22 protein-coding genes and 1 pseudogene are annotated in these 24,549 nt (G+C 68.9%); 5 read left to right on the top strand and 18 right to left on the bottom strand.

All coding sequences use genetic code 11. The annotated features are described in order from the left end of the window. Window positions 1-102: 102 nt before the first annotated feature. The 3 genes and pseudogenes from GOALK_RS09280 (at window position 103) to GOALK_RS09275 (ending at window position 3,252) form a co-directional block, all read left to right on the top strand. Window positions 103-2,169, top strand: coding sequence for an acyl-CoA dehydrogenase family protein (locus tag GOALK_RS09280; RefSeq protein ID WP_006358547.1), 2,067 nt, complete (start codon window positions 103-105; stop codon window positions 2,167-2,169). Between the two features lie 171 nt (window positions 2,170-2,340). Then, window positions 2,341-2,513: pseudogene (locus tag GOALK_RS24585) on the top strand (manganese catalase); the annotation flags it as partial. Window positions 2,514-2,535: 22 nt separating this feature from the next. Beyond that, window positions 2,536-3,252, top strand: coding sequence for a hypothetical protein (locus GOALK_RS09275; RefSeq protein ID WP_006358546.1), 717 nt, complete (start codon window positions 2,536-2,538; stop codon window positions 3,250-3,252). On the opposite strand, the gene mce1N is transcribed toward GOALK_RS09275, so the two are convergent. From mce1N to GOALK_RS09230, 9 genes are all read right to left on the bottom strand, one after another. After that, window positions 3,234-3,875 (bottom strand): transport-regulating membrane protein Mce1N, encoded by a 642-nt coding sequence (mce1N, locus tag GOALK_RS09270; protein WP_006358545.1) that lies wholly within the window; start codon window positions 3,873-3,875, stop codon window positions 3,234-3,236. The genes GOALK_RS09275 and mce1N overlap by 19 nt on opposite strands. Further along, complete coding sequence (locus GOALK_RS09265) at window positions 3,872-4,315, bottom strand: hypothetical protein (RefSeq protein WP_006358544.1); 444 nt, start codon at window positions 4,313-4,315, stop codon at window positions 3,872-3,874. Before GOALK_RS09265 ends, mce1N begins: the two co-directional genes overlap by 4 nt. Continuing rightward, the gene (locus tag GOALK_RS09260; RefSeq protein WP_006358543.1) at window positions 4,312-5,106 is read right to left on the bottom strand and encodes a Bax inhibitor 1 family protein; all 795 of its coding nucleotides are present in this window, start codon (window positions 5,104-5,106) and stop codon (window positions 4,312-4,314) included. Before GOALK_RS09260 ends, GOALK_RS09265 begins: the two co-directional genes overlap by 4 nt. A gap of 65 nt (window positions 5,107-5,171) precedes the next feature. After that, window positions 5,172-6,149 carry a porphobilinogen synthase gene (hemB, locus tag GOALK_RS09255; RefSeq protein WP_006358542.1) on the bottom strand — a complete coding sequence of 326 codons (978 nt, stop codon included), beginning with the start codon at window positions 6,147-6,149 and terminating at the stop codon, window positions 5,172-5,174. 13 nt (window positions 6,150-6,162) lie between these two features. Continuing rightward, the gene (locus tag GOALK_RS09250; RefSeq protein ID WP_006358541.1) at window positions 6,163-7,845 is read right to left on the bottom strand and encodes a bifunctional uroporphyrinogen-III C-methyltransferase/uroporphyrinogen-III synthase; all 1,683 of its coding nucleotides are present in this window, start codon (window positions 7,843-7,845) and stop codon (window positions 6,163-6,165) included. Window positions 7,846-7,894: 49 nt separating this feature from the next. Next, on the bottom strand, window positions 7,895-8,839 hold the full coding sequence (gene hemC / locus GOALK_RS09245) for a hydroxymethylbilane synthase (RefSeq protein ID WP_006358540.1): 945 nt from the start codon (window positions 8,837-8,839) through the stop codon (window positions 7,895-7,897). After that, on the bottom strand, window positions 8,836-10,212 hold the full coding sequence (locus tag GOALK_RS09240; RefSeq protein ID WP_006358539.1) for a glutamyl-tRNA reductase: 1,377 nt from the start codon (window positions 10,210-10,212) through the stop codon (window positions 8,836-8,838). Before GOALK_RS09240 ends, hemC begins: the two co-directional genes overlap by 4 nt. After that, on the bottom strand, window positions 10,209-11,036 hold the full coding sequence (locus GOALK_RS09235; protein ID WP_006358538.1) for a redox-sensing transcriptional repressor Rex: 828 nt from the start codon (window positions 11,034-11,036) through the stop codon (window positions 10,209-10,211). The genes GOALK_RS09240 and GOALK_RS09235 overlap by 4 nt, the downstream gene beginning before the upstream one ends. A gap of 145 nt (window positions 11,037-11,181) precedes the next feature. Continuing rightward, window positions 11,182-11,436: a glutaredoxin family protein gene (locus tag GOALK_RS09230; RefSeq protein ID WP_006358537.1), complete on the bottom strand. Its 255-nt coding sequence runs from the start codon at window positions 11,434-11,436 to the stop codon at window positions 11,182-11,184. A gap of 174 nt (window positions 11,437-11,610) precedes the next feature. On the opposite strand from GOALK_RS09230, the gene GOALK_RS09225 reads away from it, so the two are divergent. Both GOALK_RS09225 and GOALK_RS09220 read left to right on the top strand, forming a co-directional pair. Continuing rightward, window positions 11,611-12,783, top strand: coding sequence for an HAD family hydrolase (locus tag GOALK_RS09225; RefSeq protein WP_006358536.1), 1,173 nt, complete (start codon window positions 11,611-11,613; stop codon window positions 12,781-12,783). Between the two features lie 63 nt (window positions 12,784-12,846). Beyond that, entirely contained in the window at window positions 12,847-15,216 is a 2,370-nt protein-coding gene (locus tag GOALK_RS09220) for a thiamine pyrophosphate-binding protein (RefSeq protein WP_006358535.1), read from the top strand. 6 nt (window positions 15,217-15,222) lie between these two features. Here the strand turns inward: GOALK_RS09220 and GOALK_RS09215 are convergent, their stop codons facing one another. The 9 genes from GOALK_RS09215 to GOALK_RS09180 form a co-directional block, all read right to left on the bottom strand. Then, complete coding sequence (locus GOALK_RS09215) at window positions 15,223-16,386, bottom strand: zinc-binding dehydrogenase (RefSeq protein WP_035751761.1); 1,164 nt, start codon at window positions 16,384-16,386, stop codon at window positions 15,223-15,225. A gap of 83 nt (window positions 16,387-16,469) precedes the next feature. Continuing rightward, window positions 16,470-17,465 (bottom strand): lysophospholipid acyltransferase family protein, encoded by a 996-nt coding sequence (locus GOALK_RS09210; RefSeq protein ID WP_006358533.1) that lies wholly within the window; start codon window positions 17,463-17,465, stop codon window positions 16,470-16,472. Window positions 17,466-17,983: 518 nt separating this feature from the next. Further along, entirely contained in the window at window positions 17,984-19,036 is a 1,053-nt protein-coding gene (locus GOALK_RS09205; RefSeq protein ID WP_006358532.1) for an NAD-dependent epimerase/dehydratase family protein, read from the bottom strand. 110 nt (window positions 19,037-19,146) lie between these two features. Further along, window positions 19,147-19,248 carry a 30S ribosomal protein bS22 gene (locus GOALK_RS23415; RefSeq protein ID WP_003402602.1) on the bottom strand — a complete coding sequence of 34 codons (102 nt, stop codon included), beginning with the start codon at window positions 19,246-19,248 and terminating at the stop codon, window positions 19,147-19,149. A 314-nt stretch (window positions 19,249-19,562) separates the two neighbouring features. Further along, window positions 19,563-19,796 carry a helix-turn-helix domain-containing protein gene (locus tag GOALK_RS09200; protein WP_006358531.1) on the bottom strand — a complete coding sequence of 78 codons (234 nt, stop codon included), beginning with the start codon at window positions 19,794-19,796 and terminating at the stop codon, window positions 19,563-19,565. A 188-nt stretch (window positions 19,797-19,984) separates the two neighbouring features. Continuing rightward, window positions 19,985-20,845, bottom strand: coding sequence for a pyrroline-5-carboxylate reductase (gene proC / locus GOALK_RS09195; protein ID WP_006358530.1), 861 nt, complete (start codon window positions 20,843-20,845; stop codon window positions 19,985-19,987). A gap of 6 nt (window positions 20,846-20,851) precedes the next feature. Further along, window positions 20,852-21,739, bottom strand: coding sequence for a thioesterase family protein (locus GOALK_RS09190; RefSeq protein WP_006358529.1), 888 nt, complete (start codon window positions 21,737-21,739; stop codon window positions 20,852-20,854). Window positions 21,740-21,803: 64 nt separating this feature from the next. Continuing rightward, on the bottom strand, window positions 21,804-22,712 hold the full coding sequence (locus GOALK_RS09185; RefSeq protein WP_006358528.1) for a sugar phosphate isomerase/epimerase family protein: 909 nt from the start codon (window positions 22,710-22,712) through the stop codon (window positions 21,804-21,806). Next, window positions 22,709-24,496, bottom strand: a complete 1,788-nt coding sequence (locus tag GOALK_RS09180; protein ID WP_006358527.1) for an Rv0497 family membrane protein — start codon at window positions 24,494-24,496, stop codon at window positions 22,709-22,711. The genes GOALK_RS09185 and GOALK_RS09180 overlap by 4 nt, the downstream gene beginning before the upstream one ends. Between the last annotated feature and the right edge of the window lie 53 nt (window positions 24,497-24,549).

Raw genomic sequence — 24,549 nt, 5'->3', positions numbered from 1 at the left:
GGTTCGACGCCGACACCGTGACCGGATTGGTGCACTCCCCGAGCCCGTAGCGGGCACCACAAAAGGTGGGACGGAGGCCTGCGCACTACGTACGGTGGTTCCATGGCAACTCCCACCGAGAGTCCCACCCCGTCGAGTCCCACCTCATCTGGGCGCACCCCGATCGCCAAGGAACCGACCGTCGACGATCCGGTCACCCCGGCCGGTGTCTCCGCCGACGACGACCTGTCCGCCGACGAGCGCGCGCTACTCGTCGACAACCTCCGGTTCGTCCTCGACGGCCGGTGGCGGGCCACGAGGGAAACCGTCCGCGAGAACTCCAACCGCGCCGACCTGCTCCCCGATCCCTCCTGCACGCTGGAGGAGGCACGCGCCCACACCCTCGAAGTGATGCGCGAGCTGGCGTCGCAGGGTTTCGCCGCCGCCGGATTCGCCGCCGATCACGGCGGCACCGGCGACATCGGCGCCTCGATCACCGCGATCGAGATGCTCGGCTACGCGGATCTGTCGCTGATGGTGAAGGCCGGCGTGCAGTGGGGTCTGTTCGGTGGTGCGGTCGAGAACCTCGGCACCAAGCGCCACCACGACAAGTACGTGCCGGGCATCATCGACCTGGACGTCCTGGGCTGCTTCGCGATGACCGAAACCGGGCACGGCTCCAACGTGCAGGCCATCGAGACCACCGCCACCTACGACCGCGACGCCCGCGAGTTCGTGATCCACTCCCCCACCCCGTCGTCGCGCAAGGACTACATCGGCGGGGCGGCCGAGCACGCCCGGTTCGCCGCGGTCTTCGCCCAGCTCATCACCGGCGGACCCGGCGAGGAGCCGGAGGGTCGAGGCGTGCACTGCTTCGTCGTACCGATCCGCGACGAGGACGGCAACGACCTACCCGGCGTCACCACCAGCGACTGCGGCTACAAGGGCGGTCTCGACGGCGTCGACAACGGTCGCATCATGTTCGACAACGTGCGCATACCGGCGGAGAACCTCCTCAACCGCTACGCCGACGTCGCCGAGGACGGCAGCTACAGCTCGCCGATCGAGAACATCAACCGTCGCTTCTTCACCATGCTCGGCACGCTGATCCGCGGACGCGTGAGCGTGGCCGCGACCGCGGGTGCCGCCGGTCGCAAAGCGCTGACACTCGCAACCCGGTACGGCCTGATCCGCAAGCAGTTCGAGGCGCCGGAGGCCACCGACGAGATCACCGTTCTGGACTACCTCGGCCACCAGCGAAAGTTGTTGCCGCTCATCGCCAAGTCCTACGCGATCGCCTTCGCCCAGAACGAGATCGTCGCCGAACTGCACGACGTCCAATCGGTGGCACCCGACGACTCCGACGCCGGACGCCAGCGCCAGCTGGAGGGACAGGCCGCGGGCCTCAAGGCCTACGCGACCTGGCATGCCTCGCATTCGATCAACGTCAGTCGTGAGGCCTGCGGCGGCGCGGGATACCTGGACGAGAACCAGCTCTCGATCATCCGCGGCGACATCGACGTGTTCACCACCTTCGAGGGCGACAACACGATCATGATGCAGCTCATCGCCAAGGAACTCCTCTCGTCGTATTCCGATGATGTGCAAGGTCTTTCGGCGGGCGGCTGGGTCCGCTTCATCGCCGGGATGGCGCGCGACGTGGTGGCCGAGAAGACCGCCGTCCGCCAGGTGGTGCAGACACTGCTCGACAGTTCCGACGAGGACACCGAGAAGTCGGCACTCACCGACCGGAGCACGCAGATCCGGCTGTTCCGCAACCGTGAGGACCACCTCGTCCGCACGTGTGCGCAGCGTCTGCGCCGAGCCCTCGACGACGACAACGACGCCTTCGACGTCTTCAACAACGCGCAGGACCACCTGCTGAAGGTCGGGCACGCCCACATCGAGCGCGTGGTGCTCGAGGCCTTCGTCGAGGCGATCGAGAACTGCGATTCCCGTTCCGCCGCAGAACTGTTGGGCAAGGTGTGCGACCTGTTCGTGTACTCCGCCCTCGAAGCCGACCTGTCGTGGTTCATGATGCACCGGCACATCTCGGTGGAGCGCGCGAAGGCGGTCCGGCGCGGCGTGAACGAGCTGTGCCAGGAACTGCGCCCGCACGCACGGTCGCTGGTCGACGCCTTCGGTGTCCCCGAGGAACTTCTCCGCGCACCGATGCTCGTGAACGGCTGACCCGACCGGTAATTCATCTGACACTGTGCCCGGCCTGTATCCCTCAGGCCGGGCGCAGTCTTGTGTGCGCTCGTGTTTGGAAAGAGCACAACTCGGGCACTACTGCCTCGACGCCGCTGTGAAACCACCCGCTGCGACGCGTCCAGGGATGTGGCCACGTGCTGCATCGAGCACCTCTCGGACGGCGCGGACGCCGACAAGGGCGGCTGGGCCAGTGGTCCCACCCCGACGGGAAGCACGAGTTCAAGTTCCTCGCCGATCCGCAACCGCTCGGCGACCGCCAATCCGGTCCGCCGCCGGATCCGAAGCTCTACGCGACCTACGATGGCGCCATGGGAGACCCGCCGCTTCATCTACGGAGGTGCCATGCCTGACCTGCCCGACCTCATCACCACGCCGTTCCGCTGGCTCGGCGCTCTGCGGCACGCCCGCGTGTTCCATCCGGACGGCCTGCTGTGCGGCGGCCGGGCGTCGGTGTCCGGCGACCACCCGCTGCCGTTCCGTTCCGGCCCGGTGACGGTCCGCCTGTCGAAGGGGATCGGCACCCCTGGCGGTCTGCCCGACATCGTCGGTGTGGCCGTGCGGTTCCCCGCCGTGGCCCCGACGAACGCCCCCGCCGACGCCCCGACCCCGACCGTCACCGGCGACACCGCGTCCGGTGCCTGGGATCTGCTGCTGGCCGGCCCCGCACCGCTGTCGGGTCGTCTACCGGTGCCGCTGCCGGCCACGCACTGGGCCCCCACCGCCGTCTCGAGCCTGACTCCCTATCGCTACGACGGCGAGCTCTACTGGATTCGTGCCCGCATCATCGAGCCGACCGGGCCGTCGGGTCTGAATGTCGAGGATCTCGCCGCCTGCCTGCGCACCAAGAAACCGGTCGTCATCATCCTCGAAGCCGGGTTCAAACGGTTCGTACCCCTGGCCCGGATCGAACTCGACCACGTCCTGACCGGGCTCGACATCGACTTCGATCCGATCCTGCATCGTCCCGACGGGGTCGAGTTCGCGCCGTCGTGGCTGGGCGACCTGCGCCGGCGCGCCTACCGCGACAGCCGCAAGGGCCGTCACTCGGTGGTGTCCTGATCCTTCTTCTCGGGTTCTTCCGGATCGGTCTTCCGGGATTCGTCGCTCTCGGTGGACTTGCTCTTCCTGGTGGAGGGCGGTAGTCCCATCCGTACGGCGGCGTGCGCCTGCGTGAGTTCACTGCGGAACACCTCGACGTCGCGGGCCCATGCCTGGGCCAGATTGCCGGAGGTGAGCCGCACCCCCACCCCCTTACGACGCCGCGGCACGCCGTGGAGTTCGCCGAGCGCCGGAGCGCTCTCCCAGTCTTCGGGTGTCGGGGAGTTGTTGGCCGGGTAGATCTTCTCGATGTCGGCGAGCGGCGTCGTCACCGCGCCCTGACGCAGCGTCGTCTCGGTGAGTTCGACGCTGACGTGGCGTCGTGCCGCGGTCACCTGGACGAGCGAAAAGCCGAACAGGATCACCAGGAAGATGATCAGGACCGGCCAGTGCACCTGCCCGGGCCCGGCGATCTCCATGATCAGGACGGCGAGGACGAGCACCGGCCCGATGAGGACCACCCACCTGCTGCCGCCGGGTTCGTAGAAGAGAACCTCGCCCGGGTCCACTTCCGGTTGGGGTGCAGCCGGTTCGGGTTCGACCGGATCGACCCCGTCGGCTGGGTCGGGGGTCTCGTCGGTCACGGCTTCTTCTTGCGCGGCGTGCGCTGCTTCTTGGGTTCGGGGGCCTTGCCGGTGTACCAGGTCTCCGAGTCCGGCCGGTAGGCCAGCAGCGAGCCGAACAGGCCGATGATGGCCGCCAGCAACGCCAGGGCGAACACCGGCGATCCGAGACCGACACTGAGGAACAGCAGCATCGCGACGACGACGAGTGTCAGGGCCGACAGCGACGACCGCCAGCGCGCGTCACCGGTGAAGGCCTTGCTGCCGAGCAGGATGTAGGCGACGCCGACGATCAGGACGAGGACGCCGAGCGTCGCCGAAGACATCGACCCGGAGTCGTCGATCGCGGACAGGATCACCACGAGGACACCGAGGACGGCCAGGAGCGCTCCCGACACCACCCAGCACCGGTAGGCCCAGACGACGAGTTTCGGACGCTGCGCCGGGTCGGGACTTGTCACTGCTTCTTCGGTCCTTCGCTGTCGGGGTCGGGGGTCTCGGGTTTGCGGAGGTCGGGTGTTCCACCGCGAGCCGCGTCGCCGGGTGAATTGTCACCATACGGTGTGCCCGCGGACTGCGTCCCCGGCTCTGACGCAGACCCGTACGGGTTCGGTGTCGGCTCGTGGGGTGACGGATACGGATTGCTGCCATACGGATTCTGGCCGTACGGATTCTGGCCATACGGGTTCTGTCCGTACGGGTACGGCGCCGCGGCGGGCGGCACGGGCCGCGGCTTGCGCTCCTCGGCCATACGCCGGCAGTACTTCTCGGAGTCACCACGCATCAACAGCACCGTCGCGCCGAGCGCGGCGACGCCGCTGATGACCAACGGCACCATCGCCCACGCCGGTTCGAGGTCGCCGAAGAGCGAGAAGACCAGGTTGACGACGATATAGACGCCCATCGCACCCAGCACGATGCGCGCCCAGTTGTAGCCCTTGCGCGTGAACCACACGACCAGCGCGGTGATCGCGGTCAGGAAGACCGACATCGCGACGAGGACGCCGACGACGAAACCCGATGACGTCATGAACTGCAGCTGGTCCGCGGAGACACCCTGTTGCGGGTTGGCGCGGATCTGGTCGCGGACGAGGTCGACGAAGGTGCCGGTCTGGGCGAACAGCGCGACGATCTGTCCGACGACGACCACCACCCACAGTTCGACGGCGATCGAGATCGAATCCGGGATCGTCGGGCGCAGGTCTGCGTCGGGCTCTGACGAGGCGCGCATCGGGTCGAACGGTGCGGACATGGCACCAGCCTAATCGGAGGCGACCCCGGTCCCGTGCACGCGTCCCGGAGGCCGCCGCGGTCAGCTCAGGAGAGCCGGTTCGCGACCTCGGTGGCCCAGTAGGTCAGGATGACCGACGCGCCGGCACGACGGATCGAGGTCAGCGATTCCATGATCGCGGCGTCGCGGTCGATCCAGCCCCGCTCGGCGGCGGCCGTGATCATCGCGTACTCACCGCTGATCTGATATGCGGCGACGGGGACGTCGCTCATCTCGGCGACGTCGCGCACGATGTCGAGGTAGCTCATCGCGGGCTTGACCATCACCATGTCGGCGCCCTCCTCGAGGTCGAGGCGCACCTCCCGCAACGACTCGATCCGGTTGGCCGCGTCCTGCTGGTAGGTCCGCCGGTCCCCCTGCAACGAGGAGCCGACCGCCTCGCGGAACGGACCGTAGAAGGCCGACGCGTACTTGGCCGAGTAGGCCAGGATTCCGGTGTCGGTGAAGCCCTCGGCGTCGAGTGCCTCGCGGATGACGGCGACCTGGCCGTCCATCATCCCGCTCGGCCCCAGGAGCCGGGCACCGGCGCGGGCCTGTGCCAGCGACATCGACACGTAGCGGTCGAGGGTCACGTCGTTGTCGACGCGCCCGCGACCGTCGAGGACACCGCAGTGCCCGTGATCGGTGAACTCGTCGAGACAGGTGTCGGCCATGAGAACCGTCGAGTCACCGAGGTCGTCGGTCAGCGCGCGCAGGGCACGGTTGAGGATTCCGTCGTCCGCATCGGCACCCGAGCCCGTCGCATCCTTGTCCTCCGCACGCGGCACGCCGAACAGCATCAGCCCGCCGACACCGGCCTCGACGGCCTCGGCCGCGGCAGTGCGCAGCGAGGCAAGAGTGTGCTGGACGACGCCGGGCATCGACGAGATCGGCTTCGGCTCGTCGATGCCGTCGGCGACGAACATCGGCAACACGAGTTGCCGTGGTGCGAGGGTGGTCTCGGCGACCAGCCGACGCATCGCCGGTGTGGTGCGCAGCCGGCGGGGCCGGATCAGCGGTGCCATCGATGCACCCGGCTCACGAACGCGATCGACGGGACTTCTTGCGCGGCGGGGGCAGTGCGCCCTCGGCGCGGAGCCGGGCGGCGTGCTCGGCGAGCGCGTCGACCAGTTCGAGAACCGACGCGTTCTCCGGCTGCACGTCCACGCGCAGACCGAATTCCGTTGCGGTCTCGGCGGTCTTGGGACCGATGCACGCAACGATGGTGCGGGCGTGCGGCTTTCCGGCGATGCCGACGAGGTTGCGGACCGTCGAGCTCGAGGTGAAGCAGACCGCGTCGAAGCCGCCGGTCTTGATCATCTCGCGGGTCTCGGCGGGCGGCGGCGCGGCGCGCACGGTGCGGTACGCCGTCACGTCGTCGATCTCCCAACCGCGGTCACGCAGTCCCTCGGAGAGGGTCTCGGTGGCGATGTCGGCCCGCGGCAGCAGGATTCGGTTCACTGGGTCGAAGACGTCGTCGTACGGCGGGAACTCGTCAAGCAGACCCAGCGAGCTCTGCTCACCCGACGGCACGAGTTCGGGGTTGATGCCGAACGACCGCACCTTGTCCGCGGTGGCCTCGCCGACACAGGCGATCTTGACGCCGGAGAAGGCGCGGGCGTCGAGACCGAACTCGGCGAACTTCTCCCACACGGCGCGGACCGAATTGGTGGAGGTGAACACCACCCACTGGTAGCGGCCGTCGACGAGTCCCTTGACCGCGCGCTCCATCTGCGCCGGACTGCGCGGGGGCTCGACGGCGATCGTGGGCACTTCCTTGGGGATCGCGCCGTGACTGACGAGGCGGTCGCTCATGTCGCCGGCCTGGTCCTTGGTACGCGGCACCAGCACGGTCCAGCCGTAGAGCGACCGCGACTCCCACCAGGAGAGCCTGCTGCGGGAACCCACGACCTTGCCGACGGTCACGACCAGCGGGCCGGTCAGGGCGTTGCCCTGCTCGTTCAGTGTCGCGAGAGTGGCCTCGATGGTGCGCTGTGCACACGTGGTGCCGTTGATGGTGATCGCCGCCGGGGTCTGCGGCGCCATCCCGTGCTCGGTCAGCGCGCTGGCCGTCTCGGCCAGGTGGCCGGACGTGGCGTGCAGGACCAGCGGGCCGGGCGCCGCGGCCAGGGCGGCCCAGTCGACCTCACCGCGCACGTCGGCCTCGGTGTGCGTCGAACCCAGCGGCATGCCGGCGTAACTCGGTACGACCGAGGCGGCGGGCAGGCCCGGCAGCACCTCGAAGGTGACCGAGTGACGCGCCACGGCGTTGACCTCGGCGAGCACCGAGTCGGTGGTGAGCGGATCACCGGCGACGACGCGGACCACGTCGTCCCCGTTGCGGGCGGCGGCCACGAGGGTCTTGGCGACCTCGGTCGGGTCACCGAGCGCCGGGCGCACCACCGACTCCTCGTCGGCCTTGTCCGCCTCCGCCGCGGATGCATCCGCGGCGGCCGCGGTGTCCGCCGCATCGGTGCCGTCGGCTTTGTCTTCCGCCGTCTTGTCGGCCTTCTTGGTCGACCGGCGGGTGTTCGGTGCGGGTTCTTCGCGGTGCGCGCTGCCGATCAGCGACACCACGGCGGCCGGGACATCGGGATCGATGTAGGCCGTGGTCGCGTTGATGATCACGGTGCGTGCCCGCACGGTGAGCAGGTCTGGGTCACCTGGACCCGACCCCACGAACAGGATCCGTCCGGGATTTGCCTTCTTCGTACGGCTCATGGGTTCGCACTCTCCTGCCCTCGCGTCGAGGGCTGCAGTTCTTTCTCTGCTAGGGAGAGTTGACGAGTTCGCCCGCTCCCAGCTCCAGCAGTTCGGCGGCAAGATCTTTACCAAGTTGGACGGCACGATCGACCGGACCCACCGCCGAAGCGCGGATCACATCGGATCCGTCCTCGGCCGCCACCGCCGCACGAAGCGACAGTTCGGCGAAGATGCGCCCGTCCTCGTCGATCGATTCGACCACCTCGGCGATCGCTCCGACCGGCGCAGTACACCCGGCCTCCAGGGCCGCGAGTACTGCCCGCTCGGCATCGATGGCCGCCCGGGTGGACTTGTCGTCCAACTCGGCGAGTATTCTCACCAGTTCGGCATCGTCTGAGCGGCACTCCACAGCGAGAGCACCCTGCGCCGGAGCCGGCAGCATGACGACCGGATCGAGCGCTTCGGAGACCACTTCGGTCCGTCCGATCCGCACGAGGCCGGCGCGGGCGACCACGACTGCGTCGAGTTCGCCGCTGGCGACTTTGCCCAACCGAGAATCTAGGTTGCCTCTTAGGGGGCGGATTTCCAAACCGAGACCCAATGCCTTAAGCTGTGCCGCCCGCCGGGGGGCCGAGGTGCCGATCACCGATCCCGGCGGCAATTCCCCGAGCACTAGATCGTCCCGGCTGACCAGCGCGTCTCGCGGGTCCACGCGGGTCGGGACGGCCGCGATCGTCAGGTCGTCCTCGGGGGCCGTGGGCAGATCCTTGTAGGAGTGCACGGCGACGTCGACCTCGTCGTCGCGGAGCGCGACGCGGATGGCGGTGGTGAAGACGCCGACGCCGATCTCGGCGACCGGTGCGGCCGATGCGTCACCGGCGGTCTTGATGATCACCAGTTCGGCCGGGTGGCCGGCGGCGGTGAGTGCATCGGCGATCGTCTGGGATTGGGTGGTGGCCAGTAGCGAACCCCGCGTACCGATACGGATCGGCGCGGTCCGGGTTTCACTCATCGGTCACCCTGCTCGCCGGTCGAGTCGGTGGTCCCCAGTCGATCGGGCGCCGAAACCGACTCGGCCGCACCTGGTTTGAGCTCGAACAATTCGCGCAGGGCCTCCGCGTAGTGATCGCCGTTGGGCGTCGACGCCAGCTGCTTCACCCGCACCGTCGGTGCGTGCAACAGCTTGTCGACGACGCGGCGGACGGTCTTGGCGACCTCGTCGCGCTGGTTGTTCTCGAGGTCCGGGAGCCGGGTCTCGAGGCGCAGGATCTCGGCTTCGACGACATCGGCGGCGCGCTGGCGGAGAGCGGCGACGGTCGGGGTGACCTCGGCCTGGCGCTGGTGGGTCAGGTAGTCGGCGAGCTCGGCGGCGACGATGGACCGGGCCGCGAGGGTGTCGTTCTCCGCGGCCTGGGTCTCGGAGTGGCCGCGCAGACCCTCGATGTCGACGACGTGCACGCCGGGCAGGCGGGCCGCGGCCGGATCGACGTTCCGCGGGAGTCCGAGGTCGCAGATGACCATCGGGGTCGACTCGCCGTTGCGGTTTCGCTCGGCGAGAGCCGAATGCACCGCACCCACGCTCACCACGGAGCCGATCGAGCCGGTACAGCTGACCACGACGTCGGCGGCGGCCATCGCGGCCGGCAGGTCGTCGAGTCCCACCCCGTGCACGGTGATCCCGTGGTTGGCGGCGATGTTGTCGGCCAGGTGGCGGGCGTTCTCGACCGTGCGGTTGACCACGGACATCTCCGTGACGCCCTCACGGGCCAGCTGGGCGGTCGCGAGGCCACCCATGGCGCCGGCGCCGACCACCACCGCGGTGCGCAGCCGGTGCGCCCCGGTCGCGGGGTCGGTGAGGAGGGACTTGGCGCGGTGCAGGGCCACGGACACGACCGATGCGCCGGCACGGTCGATGCCGGTCTCGGTGTGCACCCGCTTGCCCACGCGCAATGCCTGCTGCGCGAGCTCGTGCAGGACGCGGCCGGCCGAGTCGTTGGCGTCCGCGCTCAGGTAGGCGTTGCGGATCTGGCCGAGGATCTGCTGCTCGCCGACGACGAGCGAGTCGAGACCGGCGGCGACGGTGAAGAGGTGTTCGACGGCGGCCTCGGAGTAGCGCACGTAGGCGTGCCGGGTCATCTCGTTGACGGTCATGCCGGAGTGGTCGCCGAGAACCTCGCCGACCGCCTCGAGGGCCGGGTGGAAGGCGTCGACGACCGCGTAGATCTCGACGCGATTGCATGTCGAGACGACCATGGCCTCGGAGATCGCCCGTGACGACAGCAACTCGTCGACCAGCTTCGGACGGTCGTGGTCGGAGACCGTCAACCTCTCCAGCACCTCGACGGGCGCACTGCGGTGCGACACCCCGAACAACAGAACACTCACGCTGTCACCGTTTCTTCACCCATTGCTTTTCCGTGGCGTCCGTCGGCCGCCTTCACCTCGCGAGGCGCACCGACGTCGCTGCGTGAGGAGATCTTGAGGTCGTTCCGTGGGGCCTGTGCACTGCCACGAGAGGCCTGGAACGTCAACACCTGTAGCTCCAAGGCTAGATCAACTTGTCTGACGACGACATCCGCCTCCGTCGTCAGCGCCACCGGGGTGACGTTGAGCACTTGCCGCACACCTGCCCCGACGAAGGCGTCGAAGGCCGGCCGGGCGTCGTCGTCGGCGGTGGCCACGACCCCGATCTCCACCGCGGGCTCGACCTCGGCGCAGACCGCCGCGATGTCGGTGAGCGGGGCGATCCGCGGGCCGCCGACCTCCAGCGATGTGCCCGTGAGAGCCGGATCGGCGTCGAACATCGCGGCCACCCGGAAGCCGCGACCGAAGCCGGTGTGGGCGAGCAGAGCGCGTCCGAGCTGGCCGGCCCCGGCCAGTGCGACCGTGTGGATGCTGTCGGTGTGCAAGGTCATCGAGATGCGCGCGGTGAGACGACCGACGTCATATCCGACGCCGCGGACGCCGTTCGCGGCGACATAGGAGAGGTCCTTGCGGAGGATGGCGGGGTTCACCCCGGCCGCGGTGGCCAGTTCGCCGCTGGAGGCCACCAGGACGCCGCGCTGGCTGAAAGAGCGCAGGACGTGCAGATATGTGGCCAGCCGGGCCACTGTGGGAGCCGGGATGTCGGTGGCCACCGTGGCGGCGGGCGGCGGCAGCGCAGACGCGGGAGGGTCGGCGTCGCCGGACTTCTGACGATCGGCGCCCACGCTCACCTCCACTCCCCTACGCACAGCACGATCCATCGAGGATATAACCCCCTGTGAATCTCTTCACATGGACCCTCATGATTCGCGGAGCTGTGTTAAACACCACCGTTTCTCCGCGATGGCGGATCGGGGCCGGACCGCCGGTTCAGCCCTGACGCGTGAGGTCGGCACGCAGCCGGGGCTCGTCGACCTCCCAGTAGCTGTGCTCGTCACCCTCGAGCAACACCACCGGCAGCCGGTCCCCGAACTCCGCACGGATCTCGGGACGGCCGTCGGCCGCGGCCCGGTCGACGTCGACCTCGGTGAACTCCACCCCCAGCTCGCCACAGATCCGCGTCAGGTCACGACGGGCGGTCGCGCACATCTGGCATCCCTCACGGGTCAGCAGTTCCACGGTCATGAGGTCCATACTCGCAGCGCTCCGCTCCCCCGCCGACGCGACCCCGGCCCGGTGACGAGAACCACGGCCCGGGCGCGCCGCAACGGCCCCGCGGCGACGCTGATCGTCGTGGGTGGCCGCTAGGCTGGACCGCGCAGGCAGTGCTGGCGCCAGACGCGACGTGGGAGGTGGGCAGTGGGCAACACCCCGGGCCCGGGAGACGAACGACCCGACAACTCGTCCGACACCCCTGTGCCCGGCGCATCCAGTCCCGAAACCCCCGCGGCGCGAAGCTCCGCACCGGCCGACTCCGGCGCCACCCCGCTCGACACCGGCGACGACTGGGAGTCGCAGGCAGCACGCATCGAGTTCGACGACGACTTCGACGAGGACGCCGAACTCCACGACATCGCCGCCGACGACGAGACCCACCGGGTCACCACGTGGATCTCCCAGCGGGCCAGCGCGGCGACCGGCCGTTTCCGCCAGACCGCCCACGAACTCCGTCAGACCCTCGCCGGCGAGGCGAGCGCGAAAGCCGCCGTCGACTCGCTCCGGCTGCGCGAACCGTCCGACATCGAGCCCGGCGAACCCCCGCGCGATCTGACCGCGGCCGCCTTCTTCGACGTCGACAACACCCTCGTCCAGGGCGCGTCGATCGTGCACTTCGCTCGAGGCCTCGCCGCCCGCAAGTACTTCACCTACGGCGACATCATGGATTTCGCGTGGACCCAGGCCAAGTTCCGGATCACCGGCAAGGAAAACGCCCGCGACGTCGCCGAGGGCAGGGAGAAGGCGCTCTCGTTCATCGCCGGACGCCAGACCTCGGAGCTCGCCGAACTCGGCGAGGAGATCTTCGACGACTACATCGCGGACAAGATCTGGCCGGGCACGCGCGCTCTCGCGCAACGCCACCTCGACGCCGGTCAGCAGGTGTGGCTGGTGACCGCGACGCCGGTCGAACTCGCGCAGACCATCGCCGACCGTCTCGGACTCACGGGTGCGTTGGGCACGGTCGCCGAAAGCGTCGACGGCGTGTTCACCGGGCGTCTCGTCGGCGACATCCTGCACGGGCCCGGCAAGGCCCACGCGGTGCGCGCACTCGCCATCCGTGAGGGCCTCAACCTCAAACGCTGTACCGCGTACTCGGATTCGCACAACGACGTCCCGATGCTGTCGCTCGTGGGCAAGGCCGTCGCCATCAACCCCGACACCGACCTGCGCGACGTCGCCAAGGTCCGCGGATGGGAGATGTACGACTTCCGGACAGCGCGCAAGGCGGCGAAGTACGGTGCCGGTACCGCCATCGTGCTGGGCGCCGCCGGCGGCGGTGCCGCGGCCGCCGCACGGCTCCTACGACACCGCTGACCCCGGCGCCTCGTCGCGACATCGGTGACCGCCCGGAGAGACCCCATCCCGGAGAGGACCACCATGACGGACGAGACCCTCACCGATCCCGGACCCGGAGCAGGCGCGACCGCCACACCCGATCCGCTGCGCACGATCGAGCAGCGCGTGCTCTGGCTGTCGACGTCGATGATCCACCACGCCAACCGGGTTCGGCCGAACCCGTCGGGCCTGAAGGTCGGCGGGCACCAGGCGTCGTGCGCCTCGATGGTGTCGATCATGACGTCGCTGTGGTTCTCGCAACTGCGGCCGGGTGATCGGGTCTCGGTCAAACCCCATGCGTCACCGGTCCTGCACGGCATCAACTACCTGCTCGGCGGTCTCGACGAGTCGTATCTGACGACGCTGCGGCAGTTCGGCGGACTCCAGTCGTATCCGAGCCGCACGAAAGACCCCGACGCGGTGGACTATTCGACCGGGTCGGTGGGAATCGGTGCGACCGCGCCCATCTGGGGTGCGGTGGCACGCCGCTATCTCGACACGACGGTCGGCGGCCCCGATGCGGTTGCCGCCGACCGGCGTTCGCCCACGGTGCTCGCCCGGCAGTACTCGCTCGTCGGCGACGCCGAACTGGACGAGGGCGCGGTCTGGGAGGCGATCCTCGACCCCTCCGTGGCCGAGCTCGGCGAGATCGTCTGGATCGTCGACCTCAACCGGCAGTCCCTGGACCGGGTCGTCCCCAACATCGCCGCCGGACGCCTGGAGGCCATGTTCGCCGCCGCCGGGTGGCAGGTGATCATGGTGAAGTTCGGCCGGCTGCTGGAGGATCTGTTCGCGCGGACGGGCGGGTCCGCGCTGCGTTCGCGCATCCTCGACATGCCCAACCCCGAATATCAACGCCTGCTGCGGTGCGACGCCGGCGAGGTCCGCGAACGCCTGCCGGGATCGGGTCCCGACTCGGACGCCGTCGCCGCGCTCATCGCCGAGGTCGACGACGAGACCCTCCTCGAGGCCATCCGCAACCTCGGTGGCCACGACCTCGACGCCCTGGTCGGCGCCTACGAGCAGATCGACGACACCCGTCCGACGGTCATCCTCGCCTACACCATCAAGGGCAACGGACTGCCGATCGAGGGCCACCCGCAGAACCACTCGTCGCTGCTCACCGTCGAACAGTACGACGAGCTGGCGGCGTCGCTTGGGCTCGACCCGAGCCATCCGTGGGGACGGTTCGACGAGGACACCGACGAGGGCCGGCTGTGTGCCGCGACGGCCGAGCGACTTCGGCGCGAACCCGTCGCGCCCACGGCACCGCCCGCGGTCCCGACCGACACCGGGAAGACACCGTCGGGAACGTCGACAACGCAAGCCGCACTGGGCCGTACGCTCCTCGCCCTGTCCCGGGAGGCTCCCGAGGCCTCCGCCCGGGTCGTCACCGTGAGCCCCGACGTCAGCTCGACGACCAATCTCGCCGGCTGGCTGAACAAGGTCGGGGTGTGGTCGCCGAACGAACGCCGCGACTGGTTCGCCGACGACGCGGAGACGATCATGCACTGGCGGGAACGACCGACCGGCCAGCACATGGAACTCGGTATCGCCGAGACGAACCTGGCCGGACTGATCGGCGAGCTCGGCGCCACCTGGAGTCGTTGGGGCGAACCGCTGTTCCCGATCGGCGTGCTCTACGACCCGTTCGTGGAGCGCACACTCGAGCCGTGGTCCTACGGCATCTACGCCGGCGGCCAGTCGATCCTGGTGGGTACCCCGTCCGGCGTCACGCTGGCAGCGGAAGGCGGAGCGCACCAATCGATCACGACACCGTCGATCGGCCTGGAACAACCCGGGTGCGTCAGCTACGAACCTGCCTTCGCGATCGACGTCGAGTGGACGCTGCTGGCGTGCATCGGCCGGCTCGGACGCCCCGACGGGACCTCGTCGTACCTGCGGCTGTCGACGCGGCCGGTCGACCAGCGACTCGCCGCGGTCCCCGACGACCCGGCCGCCCGTGAACGCCGCCGCCGTCAGGTGGTGGCCGGCGGATACCTGTTGCGTCGCAGCGAATCCCCGCAGGTCACGCTGGTCGGGATGGGTGCGGTCAGCACGGAGACACTGGCCGCCGCCGACCGCCTGGCGGATCAGGGCGTCGCCGCCGACGTCGTCTGCGTGACGAGCCCCGGACTGATCTTCGAGGCGCTACAGGCCCGACGCGGGCTCGCCGAGGCCGCGTCGTGGATTCTCGACCAGGTGTTCCCGCCCGGGCGCGCGGCACCGATGGTCACCGTCCTCGACGGACATCCGCACACCCTCGCCTTCCTGACCGGCATCAACAACGTGCCGGGTGCGGCGCTCGGGGTCAGCCGGTTCGGTCAGGTCGGCTCGCTCGAGGACGTGTATCGCCTCCACGGCATCGACGCCGATTCGATCGTCCGCGCCGCCCTCGACCTCGCGACCTGATCCTGTTCAGAGCGAGGCAACCTCACTCATCGGGTCGATCAGCACCTTCGCGTGGTGGGCGGCCGACCCGAGCGCATCGAACGCCGGCGCGACCCCTTCGAGTCCGACCGTCGCAGTGATCATCGGCGCGACGTCGACCTTGCCCGCGGCGATCATCTGCAGCGTCTCGTGGAATTCGGCCGGGTCGTAGACGAACACGAATCGCAGTTCGATCTCCTTGTTGAGCGCCATCGCCGGGCGGAATGTGTCCGGTTCCATGCACACACCGACCACGACGACACGTGAGCGGAACGGGGCGTTGGACACGATGTGCTCGATCATGCCGGGGGTGCCCACGCATTCGAAGATCACCGGCCCCTTCGGCGTCGCGCCGAGCCGATCGGCGATCCGGAACAGGGAGTTCCACGGGGCCAACGGAATTCGACGCAGGGTGTGCATGGCATCGAATGCGGTGCCGAGCAGGTCCTGCGCGGCGGTGACGTATTTCCCCTCCTGGGCACACCGGTCGAACGGCGACTCCACGGCCGGGTCGACGACGATGTCGGCGCCGACGCGGCCGGCCAGCGCCCGGCGTCCCTCGGACAGGTCGCTCGCGATCACGGTGCGCACGCCCGACGCCTTGAGCATGGCGATGACCGCGAGGCCGATGGGCCCGCACCCGATCACCACGGCGACATCGCGCCGGCCGACCTCGCCGCGTCGGACCGCGTGATGGGCGACGGAAAGGGGTTCGGTGAGGGCGGCGTGGTCGACCGACAGCCCGTCGGGGATCTCGAAGGTCATGTCCTCCGACACCAGCACGAACTGCGCGTAGGCGCCCGGGGCCGACGCCGTCAGGCCGGTCAGGTGCGCCTCGTCGCCGTGGCGGATCATCGGCACCGCCACCACCGGCGTCCCCGGCGCCCACAGCTTGCGGCATCCGGGACCGTAGGACACCACCTCGCCGGCGAACTCGTGACCCATGACGACCGACTGGTCGGACCGCATGAACGCGTCGTAACCGACCTCGCCGGACACATCGGCGGTCGCATCGCAGTGCACGCGGGCGTGGAGGTCGGAACCGCAGATGCCCGCCCGCAGAACACGCAGGAGAACCTGCCCGGTTTCCGGTACGGGGGTGGGGACGTCCTGGACGGTCAGCTCACCGGCTCGACACACGACTGCACGCATGCCTCAATGGGTAGCAGCCGACGGGCGCTGCGTCAGCTGAAATGCGGGGTCAGCTGAAATGCGGGGTCAGCCGAAATGCGGGGTCAGCCGAAGTAGACACTTCCGCGGCGGCTCAGCATCCGGAACAGGGTCTGCTGAATCTCTTCGCGTACATGGTCGGTGAGGTCGAAGACCACCATCGGGTCGTCCGCCGACGACTCGTCGTAGGAACCGGTCTCGATCGGGCGGCCGAAGTGGATGTGCCACTTCGACGGCAACGGCACCATGCCCAGGGGCCCGAGCCACGGGAACAGTGGCGTGATCGGGAAGTACGGCAGGCCGAGCACCTTGGCGAGCGGCTTGAGGTCGGCGAGCATCGGATAGATCTCCTCCGAGCCCACGATCGACACCGGGATGATCGGCGCCGCGTTGCGCAGCGCGGTCGTCACGAAGCCGCCCCGGCCGAACCGTTGCAGCTTGTACCGGTCCTTGTAGAGCTTGCCGATGCCCTTGAACCCTTCCGGCCATACGGCGGTGAGTTCACCGGCGCGCAGGAGTCGGTCGGCGTCGTTGTTGCAGGCGAGCGTCGCGCCGATACGCCGCGCGACCTCGCTGATGCCCGGTGAGTCGAAGGCCATGTCGGCGGCGAGGACACGTAGATACCGATTGTCGGGATGGTTGTCGCGGACGGCCAGCGAGGTGATGATCGCGTCGACCGGAATGGTGCCGGCGTGGTTGGCAACGAGCAGCGCACCGCCCTCGAGGGGCAGATTCTCGATACCGGTGACCTCGACGCGGAACCACTTCTCGTAGACCTGGCGGAGCGCCGGAAACCACACCGATTCGGTGAAATGGGGGTCGAATCCGAACTCGTCGACCTCGTACTCGCCCGCCATCCGTTCGCGGATGAAACCCGCGGTGGAGGTCAGGGTGTCGGCGACGGCGTTCCGGATGCCCCCGAGACTGAACAGCGGGCTCGACTTGGACGGGCCGCGGTGCTCGACACCGAGCGCCTCATCCGACAGCGCGATCTCGTTGCTGATCGGGGTCACCCGCGCGGGCGAGCGGCCGAATCCATCGGTGTTGGGATGGCCGAGCATCGAATCACCTTGCATGACACCGGTATTCGTGCGCTGTCCCGGAACCTGCTGGCTCGGATGTCGACGGCGCCCCGAATCACGTGCACCGCGGCGATCCGCAGAGGCGTCCGGACCCGACGGTGACGCGTAGAGCTGTATGACCTTGGCGGTACGTGCATCCGTCGCTCCGCTACCTGGCAAGGCGCTCACCCCTTGTTCTTGTCCCGTGGATCGTCCGTGTCGGTGAACCCCCCGCTCGACGTCTGAACCGGGGTGCCTGAACTACTGGCCGTCGTTCCGTCACAAGCCATCCCCCCAGGCCGGCAGACGTAACGCTGCGTCGTCGATGACATGAAACGAGAACCCGGGAACGACCCGCGATCTCCCCGTGTGATCGTCAGCATGTTCCCGAAGTCTCACCCGTCGCCCGCGGTGGAGTGATTCCCCCGCGCGCGATGTGGGTCTGGCGACCAAGTCTAGAGGTTGCACCGACGTTGCGCACGTCGACGGCCACACCTCGCACCAATCTCATCCACAACTCACTGGAGTTGATGTGCGGCCGAGACGACACGCTGCTCCAGAGCCCGCCAGACGTCGGTCCCGATCACCGGCGTCACGCCGCTGCGTTTCACGAAGTCATCCAGGGTTTCCATGGTCGTGTACCGCGGCACGAAACCCAACTCGGTGCGCATCCTGGTGGTGTCCAGCACCCTGCCGTAGGTGAGGAACTCGGTCTGCGAGGAACGGAGCTTCGCCGAGCGCAGGTCCTGGAACACTCCGGCGATCGGCGCGAGGAGACCACTCGGCACCGGCAGTTCGACGTGCCCGACCCGCCGGATGGCCTGCGACAACGTCACCACACCCTCACCGGAGAGGTTGAACGTGCCGGGCTTGCCGGCGAGGGTCACGTGCTCCATCGCCGCGAGTGCGTCCTCCTCGTGGAGGAACTGCAGGCGCGGCTGGTATCCGATGACCGTCGGGACGACCGGCGCCGACAGGTACGAACCCATGCGCGTGGTGATCCGCGGTCCGAGCATCGCCTGTGGGCGCACGATCGTGATGTCGATGTCCGGGCGGCGGCGTCCGAGTCCGCGGACGTAGCCCTCGACGTCGAGGAGGTCGCGGCCGTAACCCCGCTTGGGCTCGCGGCGTGCGCGGGTCTCCTCGGAGAAGTGCGACGGGTCGTGTGCACTGGAGCCGTAGACCATCCCGGTCGACCGAAGTACGAGCCGCTTCACCGACGGCGTCCGCTGGCAGGCCGCACAGACCTGCATCGCGCCGACGACGTTGAACTCCTTGATGGCCGCCGAGTGCGGGGCGGTGTCGGCGATCGACGTCGCGGCGTGGACCACCGTGTCGACCTCGTACGACACCAGCGCCTTTGCGATGGTGGGTCGCCGGATGTCCAGACGCAGGAACTCTGCACGCCCCATCCGGCGCAGGAGGTCCTTGCGCGGCACCCGGGAGTCCACGGCCAGCACACGTTCGATCTGCGGATTGGCCGCGAGCCTTGCGACAAGGTACCCGCCGAGAAAAGTCGACGCCCCGGTCACCAGGACGACCCGGGGCAGCACTGCGGAGGATTCGGCCATGGCGTCGAGGCTAACGTCATCGGCCCGTTTCAGCCCGTCGAGGGCCCCGGATCGGGTCCTTCAAACAGCAAAAGGACCCGCCGAGGCGGGTCCTGGTGCCATGAGAGTGCTTATTTGCCGAGTTTGCGGCGCTGCACCCGGGTTCGACGCAGCAGCTTGCGGTGCTTCTTCTTCGACATGCGCTTGCGGCGCTTCTTGATCACTGAACCCATGGGGGCGCTTCCTCACGATTGACACTGATGTACTTGACCGACCCTGGCCTGCACTCGATCGGCTTCGTCAGTGGTCGTCGACTGGCGTCGACTACCCGGCTCGAGGAGCTCACCGGTACATCCAGGTACGCGACCACTGAGCCTACCGGGCGGTGTATCGGATCGGGAAATCGCGGTGGCCGAAATGACCACCGGGACGGTCTGCCGGCCCGGGTGGACACCCGCACCAGACACAGCACTCCCGGGGCGGCCGTGCGGCCACCCTCGGGAGTGCTGGGTAGAACTGCTGATCGGCGCGTCAGCCGAGACCGAACCTAGCCGGCGTCGAAGTACGACGTCTCCAGGTAGTCGTGCACCGCTTTCGCGTGCACACGGAACGAGCGTCCGACCCGAACCGCGGGCAGTTCGCCGTTGTGGACGAGACGGTAAACGGTCATCTTCGAAACGCGCATCAGCGACGCAACTTCGGCGACGGTGAGGAACTGCGACGCAGAGGTCGCGTTGCTCACCGAGGCCGCCCTGTCACCAGGAGTGTCTGCAGGTGCCATTGATCACTCATACCTCCGGTGCACGCGTCGCGGCCGCAGGCTTCCCCTCCTGCGGACATCAGACACGCACGTGCTTAAAGCAGCTTAGCGTGGCAGATGTGAAAAAAGCGACGTGAGGGACCGTGATTTCTGAGATTCCTGGGACTCGACCCCAACATGCTGGGGTTTAGCGGCCTGTCGACCACAACTCATGGGGTGCCGGACACCGCGTGTCCCGCCGCCAAACCCTCGACTTCCACTCGACGTCCGCCGCGGGCGCTGGCGGCCGCACAGGCGCGTGTGGCCTGGTAGACGGCGTGCCGCAGGCCGTTCGCCTCGAATTCCCGGATCGCCTCCGCGGTCGTGCCGCCCGGTGAGGTCACCGCGGCCCGCAGATCGACCGGTGACATCCCGGAATCACTCAGCAGGACCCCGGCGCCACGGATGGTCTGGATCGTCATCTCCGACGCCTGTGCGCGGGTCAGACCCAGACCGACGCCGGCGTCGATCATCGCCTCGGCGAGCAGGAAGACGTAGGCGGGACCGGACCCGGACACGGCGGTGACCGCGTCCATCTGCTTCTCGGGCACCACGGCCACCCGGCCGACGGTCTTGAGGATGTTGACGACGGCGCGCAACTGCTCATCGCCGACGTAGCGTCCGGCTGAGACCGCGGACATCGCCTCGTTGACCAGCATCGGCGTGTTCGGCATGACGCGGATGACCGGCGAACCCGCCTGTAGCGCACTCTCGTAGCGGGCCAGCGGGATGCCGGCGACGAGGGTCACGGTCACGCGCTCGGTCTGCGCGTTGTCCTCGGCCGAGGCCAGCTCCCGCAGCACCGAGTCGACGGCATCCGGCTTGACGGCGAGGAATACGTACTGCGCGGATTCGGCGGCCGTCTTCACGTCGGTCACCAGGACCCCGTATTCGTCGGCGATCTCGGACGCGCGGGATTCGAGCTTCTCCGCGACGACGAGATCCTTCGTCGGGGTTCCGGCGCCGATCAGGCCGGCCAGGAGCGCCTCCCCGATCTTGCCTCCACCGATGATGGCGATGCGTTCGGTCACGAATGTCTACCTTCCTGCGGGAATGAGTGCCAGCTGACGCGACTGGGCGACAACTGTCCCGGTCGAGTCCACCACGAGATGATCCTCTTCGAACATTCCGGGCCCGACCTCGGTACTCGTCGCGGCGAACCGCAGCCATCCCGGCGCGGGATGCCGACGCACGTAGGTGGTCAGCTGCACGGTCGGCGCCCAGCCGAACATCGCGAGGTTGAAGACCACCGGCGGCGAGATGTCGCACACCAGGACCGCGAAGTACTCGTCGGGATCGAGGCCCTTCGGACGAATCCACCCGCGCACGAGCGGCTCACCGGTCTCGCCGCGGACCATCGGGAACGTCTCGGCGTCGAGGACCAGGTCGACCGCCGCACCGAGATGGTTGATCTCGGCGATCGGCGAACCGTCCAGCGAGATCCCGGTCGACGGGGGTTCGGCGGGCGTGCCGTCGAGCACGTTGGGGCCGGAGTGATGCGGGGTCCCGGAGTCGGGGCGGGCCATCGTCACCGACGAGGACACGACCGTGCGACCCTGCTGGACCGCGTCGACCTGGAGGACCGTGACGGTCCGGCCGCGTTTGCGCACGGAGATCGCGAGGTCGACGTCGGCGGCGTCGGGTGCGGTGAGGTAGTCGCTGGCGATGGCGACCGGGATCATCGCGGCCGCCGCGTCGGCGGCCTTCGTGTCGCCGTCCTTCGTGTCGCCGTCCGGTCCCGGGGCCGGGGTGAGGGCGGTCAGTGCGGTGCGCGCCGCCTTCGCCACCACCATCTGCAGGCTTCCGCCGTGCACCTTGGGTCCGATGGTGAAGGTCTCGTCGATGTGCGCTCGCAAGGTGATGGAGTCGGGACCACCGCGCTCCACCTCGGTCAGCGCCAGTACCTCGGTGATCTTGCTGGTCATCGTCCCGCTTTCGTCGTGCCGACCCCGACGCCGGCGGAAGACCGGGACGCGACGATCTCCGGGGTCAGGTGTCGAGCCGGCCGGCGCTCTCGGGGTGCAGCTCCCGTTTGAGATGCTGCCGCGCAAAATCTAGCGAACGCGCGAGCAGTGCACTGCGTTCGGGCTTGGTGCGTGCGCTGCCCGTGGTGACCTCCAGCACGACCGCACCGGCGAAGTCGCTCTCCGCGATTCGACGACACACCTCGGCGCACGGTTGTCCGCCGTCACCGGGGATGAGGTGTTCGTCGGTGGCGGCGCCGTGACCGTCCGCGAGATGCAGATGGTTGAGGTTCGGTCCCATGCGATCGAGCAGGTCGAGGGCGTCTACACCGGCCGTCGCGGTGTGCGACAGGTCGAGCGTGTAGTTCGAGTACCCGTCGTCGGTGGGGTCGATCGACTTGCCGAACGCCGAGGCGGCGAGACCGGGCCCACCGCCACGTTTCTGGAGGCGGCGTACGGATGGCTCGCGCGAGCCGAAGAAGCGGTCCGCCCGCATCGGGAACATGTTCTCCACGGCGATGGCGACGCCGCTGTCGTCCTCGAGCTCGCCGACGAGGTCGTCGAAGGCCGACACGTAGCCGCGCTGCCAGCGGAACGGTGGGTGCACCACGACGGTCGACGCGCCGAGGTCCTCGGCCGCCTGCACCGATCGTGCGAGCTTCACGACCGGGTCGCGGCCCCACACCCGCTGGGTGATCAACAGGCACGGGGCATGGATGGACAGCACCGGCACCTGGTAGTGGTCCGACAGGTATCCCACGCGTCGGATGTCCTGGCTGACCGGGTCGCCCCAGACCATCAGCTCGACACCGTCGTAGCCGAGGTCCGCGGCGTAGGCGAAGGCCGCCTCGGTGTTCTGCGGATAGACCGAGGCGGTCGACAGACCGATGGGTATCTCCGGTCTGGGGAGCGGAGGCGTCCCGGGCGTCGTCACGTGGCCAGGAGTACCAGTGGACCGATGGTCACCAGCAGGCCGACCCCCAACGCGAGCAGCGTCGTGGTCAGGTCCTTGGTGCGCCGCACCACGTGCGACAGCGTGACGATCCCGAAGATCACCAGGACCGCGAGGACCAGCGCGAAGTACGGGTTCCAGCGCCACAGTTCGGTGAAGCCCCAGAACAGACCGATACCGACGACCAGACCTACGACCGCCTGACCGAAGATCAGGAGCCACGCGGCGGCCGGTGACCTCTCGTCCTCGGTGTCGGCTTCCCTGGTCTCGGCTTCCCTGGTCTCGGCTTCCCTGGTCTCGGCTTCGTCGGTCTCGGCTTCGTCGGCCTCACCGACGCTGACCGCGGGCTTCGCGGCCTCCTCCAGCTCAGGCGGCGTCGTACCGGCGATGGTGGCGGTGTCCTCCGCCGGCCCGTCGGCGACACCGCCGGGGGTCTCGTCGAGGTCGGCGGTCTCCGCGAGGCGGGCGGTGTCGGGCTTGTCGACGGGCTCGGGTTCCGCGGCCGGCTCGGGAGTCTCGCGAGGCTGGTCGTCCTCCTCGTCGACGACCGGCGCCGACCATGCCTCGGTGTCGTACCACTGGGCCGACGCCTGCCATGCCTCTGTCTCGTCGGTCTCTGCGGGCCGGGTCTCCTCGACGCGGGTGTCCCCCGCTGCCGCCTCGTCGTGGGCGGCGTCCCCCGGGGACGCGATCGGCTCGATGATCTCGGTCGGGTTCTCGTCGTCACGTGCCCGTGCTGCGGCAGCTCGTGCGCGACCACCCGGCGCGGACGACGTCGCGGAGACCGTGCCGGGCGTCGAGGCGGCGACCGAAGCGGCTGTTCCCGCGGCGGCGCCGGCCGCTTTGCGGCTGAACAGCTTGCGTGCGAGCCCGCCGAGCGCCTTGGCGCCCTTCTTCGGCCCACTCGTACCGGCCGCCGGCCGGGCACCGGTGTCGGTGTCGCCCTCCACGTCGGCGAAGTTGCGGTAGGCATCGAAGTCCATGACGTCGGAGAACCCGCCGTCGGCCCGCTCGCGCGGATCGGAACCCGAGTCGACCTCGTTGAGGTCATAGGTCACCACATCGTCGGATTCGACGACGACGAGACCCTCGTCGGAACCTTCCACGACCGGGATGATGCCGGTGACCGCGTTCGCCGACTCCTCGTCGACGGGTTCCGAGTCGCGCGGCGGGCTCATGCGCCGGGCGACGGAATCCGAGCTGAAGTCACGGGTGGCCGGCGGTGCCTCGCCGTAACCGGGCATACCGCTGGCGTTGCGACCGGACGATGCGAACGGCCGGTCCGGGCGGGACCGGTCGGCGACCGGGCGGTCGTCGGCGGCGCGACGCGCGACGGGGTTCCCCGACCGCGGGAACGGACCGCTCGGGCTCTCGGTCCTCGCCGACGATTCGGGTGCGGAAGGTTCCGATGCGGACGGTTCCGGGGTCGATGCGGTCTCGGCCGGCTCGGCCTCCGGCTGCTCGACCTCGGCGGTCTTCGCCTGGGGCGCTTCGACCTCGGACGCCTCCACCACTGCGGGTTCGGTCTGCGCGGACGCGTTCTCGTCCGCAGAAGCGGGTTTCTCGTCGGCCTGCGTGGCGGGCGCGTCGGTGATCTTCGGGATCTCGCCGGTCAGTTCGGACACCGAGACCGAGCCGTCGCGACCTGCGCGTCGCCGCCCGCGACCGTCACGCCGCGTGGGCGTCGTGCCGCCGGCCGCCTGCGACCGGGCGAGTAGTTCCGATACCGAAATGGGTCGAGATTCGGGTTCCGAATCCTTCGACATGAAGTGGCTCTCCGTCCTCGAACGTCACCGGATGCCGGTCGAGCGCATCCGCT

It is taken from the genome of Gordonia alkanivorans NBRC 16433 (assembly GCF_000225505.1).
Lineage (GTDB): Bacteria > Actinomycetota > Actinomycetes > Mycobacteriales > Mycobacteriaceae > Gordonia > Gordonia alkanivorans.
This window is presented reverse-complemented; position numbering and strand designations above follow the sequence as displayed.

Excerpts from the sequence above, each read along its gene's own strand:
- GOALK_RS09280 (WP_006358547.1), top strand. The coding sequence starts at position 103 with ATGGCAACTCCCACCGAGAGTCCCACCCCGTCGAGTCCCACCTCATCT.
- GOALK_RS09275 (WP_006358546.1), top strand. The coding sequence starts at position 2,536 with ATGCCTGACCTGCCCGACCTCATCACCACGCCGTTCCGCTGGCTCGGC.
- GOALK_RS09260 (WP_006358543.1), bottom strand. The coding sequence starts at position 5,106 with ATGTCCGCACCGTTCGACCCGATGCGCGCCTCGTCAGAGCCCGACGCA.
- hemB (WP_006358542.1), bottom strand. The coding sequence starts at position 6,149 with ATGGCACCGCTGATCCGGCCCCGCCGGCTGCGCACCACACCGGCGATG.
- GOALK_RS09250 (WP_006358541.1), bottom strand. The coding sequence starts at position 7,845 with ATGAGCCGTACGAAGAAGGCAAATCCCGGACGGATCCTGTTCGTGGGG.
- hemC (WP_006358540.1), bottom strand. The coding sequence starts at position 8,839 with ATGAGTGAAACCCGGACCGCGCCGATCCGTATCGGTACGCGGGGTTCG.
- GOALK_RS09230 (WP_006358537.1), bottom strand. The coding sequence starts at position 11,436 with ATGACCGTGGAACTGCTGACCCGTGAGGGATGCCAGATGTGCGCGACC.
- GOALK_RS09220 (WP_006358535.1), top strand. The coding sequence starts at position 12,847 with ATGACGGACGAGACCCTCACCGATCCCGGACCCGGAGCAGGCGCGACC.
- GOALK_RS09215 (WP_035751761.1), bottom strand. The coding sequence starts at position 16,386 with ATGCGTGCAGTCGTGTGTCGAGCCGGTGAGCTGACCGTCCAGGACGTC.
- GOALK_RS09210 (WP_006358533.1), bottom strand. The coding sequence starts at position 17,465 with ATGCTCGGCCATCCCAACACCGATGGATTCGGCCGCTCGCCCGCGCGG.
- GOALK_RS09205 (WP_006358532.1), bottom strand. The coding sequence starts at position 19,036 with ATGGCCGAATCCTCCGCAGTGCTGCCCCGGGTCGTCCTGGTGACCGGG.
- GOALK_RS23415 (WP_003402602.1), bottom strand. The coding sequence starts at position 19,248 with ATGGGTTCAGTGATCAAGAAGCGCCGCAAGCGCATGTCGAAGAAGAAG.
- GOALK_RS09200 (WP_006358531.1), bottom strand. The coding sequence starts at position 19,796 with ATGGCACCTGCAGACACTCCTGGTGACAGGGCGGCCTCGGTGAGCAAC.
- GOALK_RS09190 (WP_006358529.1), bottom strand. The coding sequence starts at position 21,739 with ATGACCAGCAAGATCACCGAGGTACTGGCGCTGACCGAGGTGGAGCGC.
- GOALK_RS09180 (WP_006358527.1), bottom strand. The coding sequence starts at position 24,496 with ATGTCGAAGGATTCGGAACCCGAATCTCGACCCATTTCGGTATCGGAA.